The sequence below is a fragment of the Methyloceanibacter stevinii genome (genome assembly GCF_001723355.1).
Taxonomy (GTDB): Bacteria; Pseudomonadota; Alphaproteobacteria; order Rhizobiales; family Methyloligellaceae; genus Methyloceanibacter; species Methyloceanibacter stevinii.
The window spans coordinates 491,619-505,831 of the sequence record NZ_LPWE01000013.1; the positions used below are offsets into that span (position 1 = coordinate 491,619).

Below are 14,213 nucleotides of genomic sequence, written 5' to 3' on the forward strand. Positions count from 1 at the left end.
CAGACCGGAAGCGAATCCACGTCAATCCTCCGACAGCTTATGCGAGGATCGGCGGCGGGCGCAATCGGCGCCGCGCCCGCTCCGCACAGGGTTTGGATAACCCGCGGAGGGTCTCAGACGACCCCGGCCGGTTGATCACCACGACCCCGGCCAGGATGTCGTGCAGGCAGCGCTTCCAGGAATCGAAGAAGCACCACAGCAGGATCGGGAAGAACAGCGTCAGCGAGAACCAGAACAGGAGCGCGTGGAACGCGGCGATCAGCGGTGTCACCTTGCCGCCATACCACATGGGCACCGCGAGCCCCATCATGCGCTGACCCGGCGTGGACGACTTCGGGCCGCCGATCGTGAAGGCGTTGTAGGCAAGGCCCACGAACGGAAAGATGAGCCCGAACAGGAGCCAGCCCAGCCCTAATGTCAGAACGCCGAGCACGGCCACGACCACGAATGCGATAACCGTGAGGATGGCGATCATGACGGCGTCGATGAGGAACGCGACACAACGCTTACGGATGACGGCGCTGAAGAGCTGCGGTTCCGTCACCGGGTTGTAGACATTCATTTGCGCGGGGAAGGTCGCGGTGCTGGGTGTCATAGGGTCCGGCATTGGGTCTCCAAATTGATGCATAGCTAGTGCTCATATGGGAATTGCGCCCCATTTCCGCAACGTAAGCCCCTGTCCGCGGGGGCCTCGGTTGCCGTCCGTCAGGTGACGTCCTAGGCTCCACGCAACACAGATTCGTCTCTGATGCCCGAAGATTGGAGGGAGGCACGCATGCGGAGAACGGTTTTTGCAGTCGCGGTTGCGGGTCTTCTCGCAAGCGCCGGTCAAGGCCTGGCATGCGAAGGCGGCGACGTCATTTTCGAAGACACGTTCCAGGATAACGGAGGCGGCTGGTCGCAGAAGAAGACGGTCGCGATCGGTGACGGCGCGCTGACATTCACGCTGCCGGCCGACGACATGCAGTCCAATCTCAACGTCATGTTTTCCGTCGAGGACGCCGATGTCTGCGTCGAAGCCGTTTGGCCGCACGGCGTCGGAAACGGCGAGAACAACGGCCGCATCCTCGGGGCAGGGCTGTTGTTCTGGGGCGAGAACAACCGGACCTATTATCAGTTCGGCATTCTCAGCAATGGCCGCTATTGGATCGCGCGCAAGCAAGACGGCGCATGGGTCGGCACGATCGCGGCGAATATCGACAGTCCCGCTATCAAGACGGCGCCCGGCGCGGCCAACACCTTGCGCGTCGATGCCAAAGGCAGCCAGCTCGCCTTCTTCATCAACGGCACGAAGGTGCGCGAGCTCAGGGGCCAGGCCCCCAAGGGGAGTTGGCGCTTCGGCGTATCAGGCGACAATTTCGACAAGTCGAACGAAGCGACCGTGCTCTTCACGAACATGAAGGTCACGGACTAAGGACTCGTTCCGCCGTCAGTATTGGCTCTTCAGCAGCCGCGCGACCTCGGGCGCGAAGTAGCTGAACACGCCGTCTGCACCGGCCCGCTTGAACGCGAGCAGTGTCTCCAGCACAACCCGCTCCCGGTCCAGCCAGCCCCGCTCGGCCGCCGCGACGAGAGCGGCATATTCTCCGGAGGTCTGATAGGCGAAGGTCGGCAGGCCGAACGCTTCCTTCACGCGCCAAACGATATCGAGATAGGGCAGGCCGGGCTTGACCATGACCATGTCCGCGCCTTCCGACACATCGAACGCAACCTCGCGCAGCGCCTCGGCGCCATTGGCGGGATCCATCTGATAGGTCTTCTTGTCCCCGCGCAGTTGTGCGCCGGAACCGACCGCATCCCGGAATGGACCGTAGAACGCCGAGGCGTATTTCGCCGCATAGCTCATGATTTGCGTGTCGGCGAAACCGTTGGCCTCGAGGGCGGCGCGGATGGCGCCGACGCGACCGTCCATCATATCGGACGGTGCGAGCACATCGCAGCCGGCTTCGGCTTGAACCAGCGCTTGAGTGACGAGCGCCTCCACGGAGCGGTCGTTGTCGATCCGGCCTTCGTCGTCCAGAAGGCCGTCATGGCCGTGGCTCGTATAGGGATCGAGCGCGACGTCGCAAACGATGCCAATCTCCGGCACGGCCTGCTTGATGGCGCGCACCGCACGGCAAACCAGATTCCCCGGATTGAAAGCCTGGCTGCCCGCTTCGTCCCGCAAGGAGGGGTCCGTATTGGGGAACAGCGCGATCGCCGGCAGTCCGATCTCGGCGGCATCCTCGGCCGCCCGGACGGCCAGATCGATCGACAGACGGGCGACGCCCGGCATCGCATCGACTTCCTCCCGAGACCTGTCGCCGTCGATCACGAAGATCGGCCAGATCAGATCGTCGGCGGTCAGCTGCATTTCCCGGACGAGACGCCGGGACCAGTCCGCGCGCCGGTTGCGCCGCAGGCGGGACGCTGGATAGCCCGGACCCAATTCCTTGGGCGCATCCACCGTGCCGCGCTTTGCGCGTTCGGTACGGAGCGAAACCGTCTTGTCGTCAGGTCGTGGTGCCACGCGATACAAATCCCTCGATTGACGGGCTCGGCCCGAAGAGGCGTTGAAGGGGCGCGAGACTATCACCCAATAGCGGTGTCCCGCCAGGGCCCGCAGCGAACATGGTTTTCTCCGCTTTCGTGTCTAAGTCCAGCGCCTACTGGCAAATTCTCACATAGCGCCGCTTGCGCATATCGAGATGGAAGTGATCGCGGTGCGCGGCGTTCGCTTCGGGACCGAGAACCGTCCAGAAGACCTTGCACGCATCCCCATGGATCGTCCGTAAGAAGCTCTTCGCCTCATCGCGGCTGAGATTGCCTCCGGGACTGGCCCCTCGGGCTCCTCGTCTTCGAGATCGGGCAATTCAGCAGGCGCGGCGAACACCGGCTTGAAGAACGGGTGCGTCGCCATTTCCCCGAACTCGTCCGCCTCCTTGGTGAACTCCTTGTACTCGATATCCTCGTTCAGGACGCTGATGCCAGGCGTGCGGCTTCGCGGCGGCAAGGTGGAGTGATCGCGCAGCGGGTTCGGCCAAGGGGCTTGCGCCAGCTGCGGGCGGGTGGGCCGATAGCCGTAGGGCCAATTCCCGAGCACGGGGATCGTCTGACCCGACGCCATCACGAACGCCTTGATGTCCAGGGCGTTCGCCTTCGCATGTTCGCTGAGCTTGGTGTCGGGCCGCCCATACTGGTTCCGGCACATGTACGACGCCGCGTTCTTGATCTTCACGACGCTGCTTCCCAGCGCTTCGGCGGTCGGCTGTACGGAAGTCGCGAACCAATTGTGGAGCGTCGCGGCAACGGTGCAGTTGACGGTCGCCGGGGGCGACACGGCGATCTTCGGATGGTCGCCGATCGATTTCAGTTTGATTGGCGCCAACGACCCGCAAGCGCCTCTGCGGATCGGATCCAGATGCTCATACTCCAAGTCGAGCCCGTCCAGCAGCTTGACGCATTGATCGAGCGCCGCTGCGACCTTGGGATCCACCGCGGCGTCCGGATCCTCACCGGTGCGCACCGGATTGCGAGGAGGTTGCGGCGCCGGTTCGCCTGCAGTCTCCGACGCTGAAGCCTCTGCGGAGTCCTCGGGTGCTTCGGCAGTTTCCTCGGGGGCTTCAGCTGTTTCTTCTGCGCTTTCGACCTCCTCGGCATCTTCTGTCGGGGGCGCTTGCGTCGCCGCGGTGTCGGTTTCCGCCGGAGCAGCGGGAACCTCTGCTGGAGCGGTGGGAACGTCTGCTGCCTCGACCGGAGTCTCTTCGGGCGCGGCCTCGGCTTCAGCCGAAGGGACGGGGGGGGCCGGCTTCCGTAAGGGCAGACCCGGTTGCACCGGAGCGGACCGCTGTGGCGCGGCGCGGCGTTTGGGGCGGAGGTCCGGAACCGACAGGCCAAGGGTCTGGAAGGGGTTGAGGGGCCGTGCGATGACCGGCTCCGCGATCGCGACGGCAACGTATAGGCCCGCCAGGAGCGGCGCCCACAGGATCGTTCCCCGGCGACGCGCACGCCGCCACCCCCGGTCCCTCCGTCCCGTCATAGCGGTCCTCGTCCGAAGTTGCCGCATGCGGATGGCTTGTGGTTTGCGTCTTGGAATGCTAGCTGCGCCGGACGAGCCAACCCCGCATCTTTTGCAGTCATTCTTGAGGGCTTACGCGTTTGTCCGAACCGCTTGGGATCACTTTCGAGGAACACGACCGCGCCGGCGTCGTGACGCTCGACCGGCCCGCAAGGCTTAACGCGCTGACGCGCGAAATGTTCGAGGCCTTGAGCGCCAACTACCGGCGCTGGGAGCCCGCTGCGCAGATTTACGGCGTGGTGATGGAGTCGACCCACCCCAAAGTCTTCTGCAGCGGCGGCGATCTGAAAGTCCTGAACCAACTCAACCATGACGGTGCCGTAGACGAGATACGCGAATTCTACCGTTCTGCTTATACCCATGTCTGGGTCCTTGAGAAATTCATCCGGCCCAACGTCCCGCTGATCAACGGTCTCGCCTTTGGCGGCGGCATCGGAATTTCCCTGTTGGGGACACATTGCATCGCCGGCGAGGGCTACCGGTTCGCGATGCCGCAAGTCGGGATCGGATTTCTGCCCGACATCGGAGGAACCTACTTCCTCCCACGCCTCGACGGCTGGGTCGGTACGTATCTGGCTCTTACGGGAGCTGAGATCGGCCCTGCGGATGCACATCGTCTACGCCTCGTAACTCACTATATTCCATCGCCTTATTTCGATGTGATCAAGACCTCGCTGGCCGACAACCATCCCATCGACCGCCTTCTCGACGGGCTGCACCAAGATCCCGGCGAAGGCGAGCTCGTGCGGCTGACCCCCGCCCTCAATCGCATCTTCTCGGCCTCCACGGTTGAAGAAATCCTGGAGCGGCTCGATGCGGAGCCGGAAGGGCCCTATGAGACCTGGGCCAAGGAGACGGCCGCCACGCTGCGCCAGAAGTCGCCCACCTCGCTCAAGATCGCACTTCAGCAGATGCTGCGCGGCAAGGCGTTGAGCCTGGCGGAAGCCCTCCAGCTCGAGTTCCGTCTTGCATCCCACCTTGTCACGACGCCGGACTTCAAGGAGGGCATCGACGCTAAGATCGCCGGCAAAGGGCGAGCCCCCAAATGGACGCCGGAGACGGTGGCCGACGTTGACGACTCCCGCATTGCAAGCCTGTTCGAAACACCAGTGGATGGTGAACTCGAACTTAACGAGCCAAAGCAGATTTTCCAATAATTGTTGGAATCAAACGAGGTCGCGCAAACATCAACAAGAATTAAGCTTAGAATTTTATCGACTCTTAAGCGTTCCAATTAAGCGCATCTTAGTCGGGAGGCTTTTATACTCATCGCCAAGTTGGGGATAAACAACAACTAAATGGGGTTGGCGATGAATGTAGCTCTGAAAATTGGAGCCGATGAAAGTGCTGTTGAGGAAAATGACCTCAAGTCTTCTTACATTGGCTCGTTGAAATTGATCGAGCAACTGCACCGGTTGCTTTTGGATGTCATCAAGGATGAGTTCGAGCGTCTTGGCCGCACGGACGTCAATAGTATCCAGGCACTGCTACTTTACAATATCGGCGATGACGAAGTCACGGCCGGAGAATTGACGGGCCGCGGCTACTATCTCGGCTCGAATGTATCCTACAATCTCAAGAAGCTTGTTCAGGCCGGCTTCGTGAATCATCAGCGTTCGACCACTGATCGACGTTCGGTACGTGTGAGTCTGACTGAAAAAGGCCGTGAAGTATCCGACGTGGTCAACCGCTTGTTTGAGCGTCAACTCGGCTCGCTGGAGCAGGTCGGCGGCGTGGCACAAGACGATCTCGAGAGCCTGAACAAGTCGATGTTCCGCCTGCAGCGTTTTTGGTCCGACCAGATCCGCTATCAGCTCTAGAAAATTCGCCCTGGAAAAGAGTGTGGCTGGCCCGGGAGCCTGACGGCTCCCGGCGGGCCTGTTTGGCCTTGCCATATGCCTTCGCGGCGCAGCACTCAAATTCGCCTGATTTTTCCGTCATCTTACCCAAATGACACGTGGGCCGTGCTTCGGCGCGGCAGTGAGGGACAATCGAGTCCAAGGGGCTGCAGATAGATCCGGCGGACCGGAGCAGGGCTCACCTTGCGCTGGTTAATGGTTTGTAAGGTTTCAGCCGGATTCAATGGCGCCCGAAACGGGTAGAGCTACGGCAGCATTCAGCTATACTAAAGCGAATGGAGTTGCCGCAGCTGACGGGAGCGGCGCATGCCCAAATTGAATGTGGTTTTAAGTACGGGTCACGCCTGACGATCGGTGGACTCGCGGTGACGCTGCTGTGCGTCAGCGCGCAGCCTCTGAGCGCCGGTCCATTCAACATGTTCAAGTCCCGGGACACCCAGACCGAAGCGGCGACGCAAGGGAGCGCTGGCGGAAGCGGTGGTCTCTTCGGCGGCCTGTTCAATGGCGGCTCGCGCAACACGCAGCCGCAAGGGGAGGTGACGAGCTCCGAATTGCCGACGGGCGATCCGGAAGTCGCCATGATCCTCAATCCCGGCCTCGGCACGCCGACCCTCGCTAAAGGAAACATCGCAGCGACCAGGACGGCCATACAGCAGTACCAGGCGATTGTTGCCCAGGGCGGGTGGCCGATGGTTCAACCGGTCGCGATGAAACCCGGACGGCGCGGCACCAATATCCAGACGCTGCAGCGCCGGCTTCAGATCGGTGGCGACCTGATGACCACGTTCGAACCGGGCCGCTATGACAACGCGACCGTCGCGGCCGTGAAGCGCTTTCAATACCGCCACGGTCTACCGGCCACGGGCGTCGTGGACTCGAAGGCCACAGTTGCGGCGCTGAACGTTCCGGCGAGCACGCGCCTGGCGCAGCTGGAGGCGAGCCTGAAGCGCCTCCAACGCCGAGCCGGCAAGACGACGAACCGCTATATTCAGGTGAACGTTCCCGCGGCGCAGGTGGAAGCGGTGCGCGGCGGACGTGTGGAACTGCGGAACACGGCGGTCGTCGGCAAGGTCGAGCACCAGACACCTACGCTGGCGAGCAAGGTCTCGCAGGTGAAGTTCAATCCCTACTGGAACGTGCCGACGAGCATCGTCAAAGCCGACCTGATCCCGAAGGGACGGCAGTTCGCCAGCCGCGGACAAGACATGCTTGCCGCCTATCACATGGAAGCCCTGGATCGGAACGGCCAGATCGTAGATTCCCGCACGATCGACTGGTACGGCAACGAGGTCTACACCTACCGCTATCGCCAGAGGCCGTGGGAAGAGAACTCGCTGGGCTACATCAAGATCGATTTCCCGAACAAGGACGCGGTCTACATTCACGACACGCCGCTGAAGAGCCTGTTCGGCAAGGCCGTGCGCTTTGAGAGTCACGGCTGCGTCCGGACGCACAACGTCGATCGTCTGGCAGCTTGGGTTCTCGACAACAACCCGTCCTGGAACCTGTCGCGCATCCAATCGCTGCGGCATACGGCAGTTCAGGAGAACGTTCCTGCCACGCAAACGATCGGTGTCTACTTCACCTATATCAGCGCGTGGGGCACACCGGACGGCTTGGTGCATTTCCGCCCGGACGTCTACAATCTCGACACGCGCGGAACCTACGCCTCGAACTACTAGGCGCCTCATGGCAGCGCTCGAAGCGCTTGCGAGAACGCTCAATGTGGGCCGTTCCGGTTGGAAGCCGGAGCGGCCTTTCTTGTGTCCGCTTTGCGCTATCTGGCGCGCCTCCCGGCCCCTGTGGGCCGTGCCCGGGAAGGGCACTCCAATGAGGTTGAGAACAATCCTGCTTGACGAAAAGATTAGTAGTTACTAAATTAGTAAGACCTAATGAAAGGCCAATAGAGCACCATGACAGGCGCCCCGAAGGATTTCGCCAAATTCGAAGCCAATGCCGCCCTTGTGGCGAGCATCTTGCGCGCACTCGCAAACGAGCGCCGCTTGATGATCCTGTGCAAGCTGGCTGAATGGGGCGAGGCCAGCGTCAGCACTTTGTCGGAGGCGGCGGGCCTGTCCCAATCGGCAACGTCTCAGCATCTCGCCAAGATGCGGGATGAAGCGCTCGTCGATTTTCGCCGGGACGGTCAAACGGTTTGGTACCGCATCGCCGAGCCGCGCACCGAGCTTCTGCTCGGATATCTCCAGAAGCTCTATTGCCCCAACGACTAACCCCAATTTTGGATCAGGAGCAGTACGATGAGCCTTCCCACCATTAGCCCCCAGGACGCCAAGCGTTTGATCGACCAAGGCGGCACATTGGTCGACATCCGCAATGCCGACGAGCGCGCCCGCGAACTCATTCCAGGCTCGAAGCACGACGCTCTTTCGAACCTCAACCAACTTTCGGACACGTCGGCGCCCATCATCTATCATTGCCGCTCGGGCGCCCGCACAGCGCAGAATGCGGCACGCCTCCGGGCGGCGGCGCCGTGTGAGGCGTACATCCTCGAAGGAGGACTGGAGGCCTGGCGCAAGGCCGGACTGCCGGTGCAAGTCGACAAGAGCCAGCCCCTTCCGATGCAGCGCCAAGTGATGATTGGCGCGGGCAGCTTGGTTCTCTCATTTGTCCTTCTCGGACTGTTCGTTTCGCCTGTGTTCTTCGCCTTCGCCGGCTTTGTTGGGGCAGGCCTCGTCTTTGCCGGAATCACCGGGATCTGCGGCATGGCCAAAGTGCTTGCGCTCATGCCTTGGAACCGCAGTGCGGTCGGCGCCTGACGTTCACGCCGCTTGGCTTGGCGCCCGTATCCCTCTTGTTAGGATCGGGAGCGCTGCCGGCCATCTTCATCGCCGTCATCGTTTTGATCCCGCGGCCGCATCATCGTGGCCGCGGCGCTCGCGCTTCTAGGCACGGGCTGAACAAGGGCCCGAATTTCACTTGCCAATCGGTGGGGGACGCCGTTTTTTCCTTTGCTCACAAATTATTCCGGGCAGCCCCGTTCTACGAATTGGGTGTTGCTAGCGTCGCCGTGCGACATGTGGTAGAGCCAGCCAAATCAGCCTGAACCCGCCACCTGAGCTCGTTTCAGCAGCGGTATTGCGCAGGCCCAAAACAAGTTTGAGCTCGAGGAGCAGTTTGAGATGACGGCCAGTGATTTTTTCAGCAAGCATGCAAAGGATTCCGACCCGGCGGTTTGGGGCGCGATCGAGCGCGAGGGGCAGCGCCAGCAAGACGAGATTGAGCTGATCGCGTCGGAGAACATTGTCTCGCAGGCCGTGCTGGACGCCGTCGGAACGCTCCTCACCAACAAATACGCCGAAGGCTATCCGGGACGCCGTTACTACGGCGGCTGCCAATTCGTGGACGAGGTCGAAACGCTGGCCATCGACCGCGCAAAGCAGCTCTTCGATTGCGAATTTGCCAACGTCCAGCCCCATTCGGGCTCCCAGGCGAACCAGTCCGTCATGCTCGCCCTGATCAAGCCGGGCGACACGATCATGGGTATGAGCCTGGCCGCCGGCGGTCACTTGACCCACGGCGCGCCGCCGAACGAGTCTGGCAAGTGGTTCAACGCCGTGCAATACGGCGTGACCAAAGACACCAACCTCATCGACTATGACGAGGTCGAGAGCCTCGCCAAGGAACACCAGCCGAAGCTGATCATCGCCGGCGGGTCCGCCTATCCGCGGCAGATCGACTTCAAGCGTTTCCGCGAGATCGCCGATGCGGTCGGCGCCTACCTGCATGTCGATATGGCTCACTTTGCCGGCCTCGTCGCGGCGGGACTGCACCCGAGCCCGGTGCCTTATGCGGACATCTGCACCACCACGACGCATAAGACCCTGCGCGGTCCGCGGTCCGGTCTTGTGGTCTCGAACAATCCCGACATCGGCAAGAAGATCAATTCGGCCGTGTTCCCGGGTCTGCAAGGCGGCCCGCTGATGCACGTGATCGCCGGCAAGGCCGTCGCCTTCGGCGAGGCGCTGCAGCCGTCCTTCAAGGGCTACATCCAGCAGGTCATGGACAATTGCCGGGCCCTGGGCGAGACCCTGGTCGACGGCGGTCTGGCGCTGGTTTCGGGCGGTACGGACACGCACCTCATCCTCGTGGACATGCGTCCCAAGGGACTGACGGGCAAGGCCGCCGAGGAAGCCCTCGGCCGGGCCTTTATCACCTGCAACAAGAACGGCGTGCCGTTCGATCCTGAGAAGCCCATGGTAACGTCGGGCATTCGCCTCGGTTCGCCAGCGGGCACCACGCGCGGCTTCGGTGTTGCCGAGTTCCAGCAGATCGGTGGCATGATCCTCGAAGTGCTCGACGGTCTCGTCGCCAATGGCGAGGAAGGCAACAGCGCCGTCGAGGAGAAGGTGAAGAAGCAGGCCATCGAGCTCTGCGGCCGTTTCCCGATCTACAAGGTTTAGGTTCGGTTCGGTTGGTGTTGACGAAGAGGAGGGCGATCGCCCATGCGGTGCCCTTATTGCGGCAGCCCCAACACCCAGGTTAAGGACTCGCGCCCAAGCGAGGACCACACGACAATAAGGCGCCGCCGCGTCTGTGCAGACTGCGGCGGCCGCTTTACCACTTTCGAACGCGTGCAACTCCGTGAACTGACGGTCATCAAACGGAGCGGACGCCGTATCCCCTTTGATCGCGACAAGCTGATGCGCTCCGTCCAGATTGCGCTGCGCAAGCGGCCGGTCGACCCCGAACGGACGGAACGGATGGTCAGCGGCATCGTCCGCAGGCTCGAGAACATGGGCGAGAGCGACATCCATTCGGAGACCATCGGTCATCTGGTGATGGAGGCGCTGAAGGGGCTCGACGACGTCGCCTATGTCCGCTTCGCTTCGGTCTATAAGAACTTCCGCGAAGCCAAGGATTTCGAAGCGCTGCTCGGGGAACTCGCCGGAACCGAAGGGGAAGACGGCGAGGACGATGCAGGCAGCTCGAACGCTCTCGACGACTGACCAAGGCGCGCTTTCATGACCTCGCGCGACGCGCACTACATGTCCCAGGCTGTCCGGATCGCAAGACGCGGGCTGGGACTGGCTTGGCCGAACCCGGCCGTTGGCGCTGTCGTCGTCGCGCCGTCTGGCGAGATCGTCGGGCGCGGGTGGACGGCGCCGGGCGGACGTCCCCACGCCGAAGCGATCGCACTGGATCGGGCGGGGCACCGCGCGGAAGGCAGCACGCTCTACGTCACGCTTGAGCCCTGCAATCACGAAGGCGGGCGCGGCGCCCCATGTTCCAGCGTTATCATTTCAGCGCAGGTGGCGCGCGTCGTGATCGGCATCCGCGATCCCGATCCGCGCACGGCGGGATGCGGCATCGAACGGCTCAACGCCGCGGGCATCGACGTCACCGAAGGCGTTTTGGCGGCCGAGGCCGCCTCCGTGACCCTTGGGCATCTGATGCGGGTCACAGAAGGCCCGGCCGTGACGCTGAAACTGGCTGTTGGATCCGACGGACGCATTCCCCGCGGCGATGGCGAGCCCGTCTGGACCACCGGGCCGCTGGCCCGCGCGCATGGCCATCTCCTGCGCGCCATGAACGACGCCATTCTGGTGGGGCGGGGCACCGTCGAGGCGGACAATCCGTCCCTGACTTGCCGGCTGCCGGGCATGTCATGCCGTTCGCCGGTGCGCGTGGTGATGGACCGGCTGTTGCGAACGCCCCAACCGCAACGTTGTTCGACGATGTGGGTGCCTGTTTGGCTGCTGTGCGCTGCGAGCGAACCTCAGCCCAATGCGGACCTGCTGCACGACCATGGAGCGGAGATCGTACCCGTGCCGGTCAACGATCTCGGCATGATCGATCCTCAGGATGCGTTGGAAACACTGGCCCACCGCGGGATCACGCGCGTCCTGATCGAAGGCGGGCCGTCTATCGCGGAAGCATTTGTGGCCGCCGACCTTGTCGACGAGGCGGTGATCTATCAAAGTCCCAATCCCGTCGGGGACGGCGGACTGATGCCGTTTGGCGGCGAAGGCCTTGATCGCCTTGCTGAAAGCGGGCATTTCACGTTCATAGCCACGCGCAATTTCGGTCCCGACCGAATGACGCGCTGGCGCAGGATAAGATCATGTTCACTGGAATTGTCAGCGGCTTAGGCACGCTTGTCGGCCGCAAGGGCGGCACCTTCAAGATCAAGACACCCTACAAGAGCAAGAGCCTCGAACTGGGCGCCTCCATTGCCTTTGACGGCTGCTGCCTGACGCTCACCGAGATCGAAAAGGTCAAAGGCGAGGGGACGACCGTAACGGTCGACGTCTCGAACGAGACCCTCAGCCATACGACCATGGGTACTTGGGAGACGGGGCGCCGCATGAACCTGGAGCGCGCCTTGGCCCTTGGCGAGGAGCTGGGGGGGCATATCGTCACGGGACATGTGGACGGCCTCGCGAAGGTCGTCTCGCGTTTCCCCGATGGCGACAGCGTTCGGTTTCTCCTGGAGGTCCCCGGAGAGTTTGCCAAATACGTTGCATCCAAAGGCTCGATAGCCCTGAACGGGGTGTCGCTGACGGTCAATGAAGTCGAAGGCACGCGTTTCGATGTCAATATTATCCCCTTCACGCTCGAGCATACGAGTTGGGGAGACCGGCAGCCCGGCGATCTGGTAAACCTTGAAGTCGATTTGCTCGCACGCTACGTGGCTCGGCTGGCGCAAGCGGAAGGAATACATTCGTGACGGCTTTGACTGCGGCGAAAACCACTGAACTCAAACGGCTTCTGTCGCCCATCGAGGAAGTGATCGAGGACGCCCGCAACGGCAAGATGTTCATTCTTGTCGATGCGGAGGACCGCGAGAACGAGGGCGATCTCGTTATCCCGGCACAGATGGCCACGCCCGACGCCATCAACTTCATGGCGAAGTACGGACGCGGCCTTATCTGCCTGTCTGTTGCTGCCGAGCGCGCCAGGCAGTTGCACCTCGAACTCATGTCTCAATCGAACCGTTCCCGCCATTCGACGGCGTTCACGGTTTCGATCGAGGCCCGTGAAGGCGTCTCGACGGGCATCTCCGCCCATGACCGCGCTCACACGATTTCCGTCGCAATCGATCCGACCAAGGATCATCGCGACATCGTCACACCCGGACATGTGTTTCCGCTCCTCGCGAAAGAGGGCGGTGTTCTCGTGCGCGCCGGCCATACGGAAGCGGCAGTCGACATTTCGCGGCTCGCGGGTCTCTACCCGGCGGGCGTGATCTGCGAGATCATGAACGACGACGGCACCATGGCGCGCCTGCCGGATCTCGTGACCTTCGCCGAGCACCACGATCTGAAGATCGCGACCATTGCGGATCTGATCGCTTATCGCCTGCGTTACGATCACCTCGTCGAGGCCGTCGCGGACACGACGATCGACGGGCCGCATGGCGAGCCGTTCCAAGCCAAGGTCTACGCCACGACGGTCGACCCGGTCGAGCATGTGGCCCTGGTCAAAGGCGACATCAGCGAGGGCGGCCCGGTTCTCGTTCGCGTGCACGCGGTCAACACGCTTGAAGACATGCTCACGCCCGGTTGTGACAATTGCGTCCGCAAGGCCATGGACATCATCGAGCGGGAAGGGCGGGGCGTTGTCGTCTTGATCCGGGAGTCCCGGCCCGACGCGATCTCGGCAAGTCTTGCCAAGGGCGCCAACGGCGACGGTCAGCCGCGGCTGATGGACTACGGAATCGGTGCGCAGATCCTTTTGGACCTTGGCGTGCGTGAAATGGTTCTGCTATCGAACTCGCCCGCACGAAAGATCGTCGGCCTTGAAGGCTATGGATTGACGGTCGTTGGTCATCGCGGCCTGGAGTAAGAGTTATGAGCCGCAAAGGCCCCAATTCCGTTCTCATCATCTCGGCGCGCTTCTATGAAGACATCGCGGACGAGCTCGCGCGCGGCGCCACCGAGGAGCTTCGCGGCAACGACGTGGAGTTCGAGGAGATCTCTGTGCCGGGCGCACTCGAGATTCCGCTGGCGCTCAGTCTCGCGCTCGCCAACGGTTTCGTCGGCCGCGCCGGGCGGCATCGGGCCTGCATCGCCCTCGGATGCGTCATTCGCGGCCAGACCAGCCATTTCGATATCGTCGCGCGCGAGTCTGCCGGTGGCTTGAGCCAGCTTGCCCTGCAGCATGGCGTCCCTATCGGCTCGGGGATCATCACCTGCGAGAACATGGAGCAGGCTTGGGAGCGCGCCAGCGTCGACGGTCGGAACAAGGGCGGCGATGCGGCCCGCGCCTGTTTGACCCTGATGCGCCTTGAAGAGCAGTTTTCCTCAGCGAGCCGGCGCTAGTGACCAAGGCTTCGA

15 protein-coding genes and 1 pseudogene are annotated in these 14,213 nt (G+C 62.4%); 12 read left to right on the plus strand and 4 right to left on the minus strand.

What is annotated here, in order from left to right:
• Positions 1 to 37: 37 nt before the first annotated feature.
• A complete protein-coding gene (locus AUC70_RS14475) occupies positions 38 to 607 on the minus strand; it encodes an RDD family protein (protein ID WP_083241612.1) in 570 nt (189 codons plus the stop codon).
• A gap of 168 nt (positions 608 to 775) precedes the next feature.
• Between AUC70_RS14475 and AUC70_RS14480 the strand changes: the two genes are divergently transcribed.
• A complete protein-coding gene (locus AUC70_RS14480; RefSeq protein WP_069445471.1) occupies positions 776 to 1,414 on the plus strand; it encodes a 3-keto-alpha-glucoside-1,2-lyase-like domain-containing protein in 639 nt (212 codons plus the stop codon).
• A gap of 15 nt (positions 1,415 to 1,429) precedes the next feature.
• Here AUC70_RS14480 and hemB read toward each other — a convergent pair whose 3' ends face one another.
• From hemB to AUC70_RS18210, 3 genes and pseudogenes are all read right to left on the minus strand, one after another.
• Positions 1,430 to 2,446 carry a porphobilinogen synthase gene (gene hemB, locus AUC70_RS14485; RefSeq protein WP_069445532.1) on the minus strand — a complete coding sequence of 339 codons (1,017 nt, stop codon included), beginning with the start codon at positions 2,444 to 2,446 and terminating at the stop codon, positions 1,430 to 1,432.
• A gap of 199 nt (positions 2,447 to 2,645) precedes the next feature.
• Positions 2,646 to 2,852 (minus strand): extensin family protein, encoded by a 207-nt coding sequence (locus tag AUC70_RS18665; RefSeq protein WP_158007467.1) that lies wholly within the window; start codon positions 2,850 to 2,852, stop codon positions 2,646 to 2,648.
• A gap of 218 nt (positions 2,853 to 3,070) precedes the next feature.
• A pseudogene (locus AUC70_RS18210) lies at positions 3,071 to 4,045 on the minus strand (extensin family protein); the annotation flags it as partial.
• A gap of 92 nt (positions 4,046 to 4,137) precedes the next feature.
• Between AUC70_RS18210 and AUC70_RS14495 the strand changes: the two are divergent.
• From AUC70_RS14495 to ribH, 11 genes are all read left to right on the plus strand, one after another.
• Positions 4,138 to 5,214, plus strand: a complete 1,077-nt coding sequence (locus AUC70_RS14495; protein WP_069445473.1) for an enoyl-CoA hydratase/isomerase family protein — start codon at positions 4,138 to 4,140, stop codon at positions 5,212 to 5,214.
• A 153-nt stretch (positions 5,215 to 5,367) separates the two neighbouring features.
• Positions 5,368 to 5,877: a transcriptional regulator LdtR gene (gene ldtR, locus AUC70_RS14500; RefSeq protein ID WP_069445474.1), complete on the plus strand. Its 510-nt coding sequence runs from the start codon at positions 5,368 to 5,370 to the stop codon at positions 5,875 to 5,877.
• Between the two features lie 314 nt (positions 5,878 to 6,191).
• Entirely contained in the window at positions 6,192 to 7,598 is a 1,407-nt protein-coding gene (locus AUC70_RS14505; RefSeq protein ID WP_083241614.1) for a L,D-transpeptidase family protein, read from the plus strand.
• A 231-nt stretch (positions 7,599 to 7,829) separates the two neighbouring features.
• Complete coding sequence (locus tag AUC70_RS14510) at positions 7,830 to 8,147, plus strand: ArsR/SmtB family transcription factor (RefSeq protein WP_069445475.1); 318 nt, start codon at positions 7,830 to 7,832, stop codon at positions 8,145 to 8,147.
• Between the two features lie 27 nt (positions 8,148 to 8,174).
• Positions 8,175 to 8,693, plus strand: coding sequence for a rhodanese family protein (locus tag AUC70_RS14515; protein ID WP_069445476.1), 519 nt, complete (start codon positions 8,175 to 8,177; stop codon positions 8,691 to 8,693).
• A 363-nt stretch (positions 8,694 to 9,056) separates the two neighbouring features.
• Positions 9,057 to 10,337 carry a serine hydroxymethyltransferase gene (gene glyA, locus AUC70_RS14520; protein WP_069445477.1) on the plus strand — a complete coding sequence of 427 codons (1,281 nt, stop codon included), beginning with the start codon at positions 9,057 to 9,059 and terminating at the stop codon, positions 10,335 to 10,337.
• Positions 10,338 to 10,379: 42 nt separating this feature from the next.
• Positions 10,380 to 10,883: a transcriptional regulator NrdR gene (gene nrdR, locus AUC70_RS14525; protein WP_069445478.1), complete on the plus strand. Its 504-nt coding sequence runs from the start codon at positions 10,380 to 10,382 to the stop codon at positions 10,881 to 10,883.
• A 15-nt stretch (positions 10,884 to 10,898) separates the two neighbouring features.
• Positions 10,899 to 12,026 (plus strand): bifunctional diaminohydroxyphosphoribosylaminopyrimidine deaminase/5-amino-6-(5-phosphoribosylamino)uracil reductase RibD, encoded by a 1,128-nt coding sequence (gene ribD / locus AUC70_RS14530; RefSeq protein ID WP_069445479.1) that lies wholly within the window; start codon positions 10,899 to 10,901, stop codon positions 12,024 to 12,026.
• On the plus strand, positions 11,999 to 12,604 hold the full coding sequence (locus AUC70_RS14535; RefSeq protein ID WP_069445480.1) for a riboflavin synthase: 606 nt from the start codon (positions 11,999 to 12,001) through the stop codon (positions 12,602 to 12,604). The genes ribD and AUC70_RS14535 overlap by 28 nt, the downstream gene beginning before the upstream one ends.
• A complete protein-coding gene (gene ribB / locus AUC70_RS14540; RefSeq protein ID WP_244505644.1) occupies positions 12,601 to 13,722 on the plus strand; it encodes a 3,4-dihydroxy-2-butanone-4-phosphate synthase in 1,122 nt (373 codons plus the stop codon). The genes AUC70_RS14535 and ribB overlap by 4 nt, the downstream gene beginning before the upstream one ends.
• A gap of 5 nt (positions 13,723 to 13,727) precedes the next feature.
• Positions 13,728 to 14,198, plus strand: coding sequence for a 6,7-dimethyl-8-ribityllumazine synthase (ribH, locus tag AUC70_RS14545; protein ID WP_069445482.1), 471 nt, complete (start codon positions 13,728 to 13,730; stop codon positions 14,196 to 14,198).
• The last annotated feature ends 15 nt before the right edge of the window (positions 14,199 to 14,213 follow it).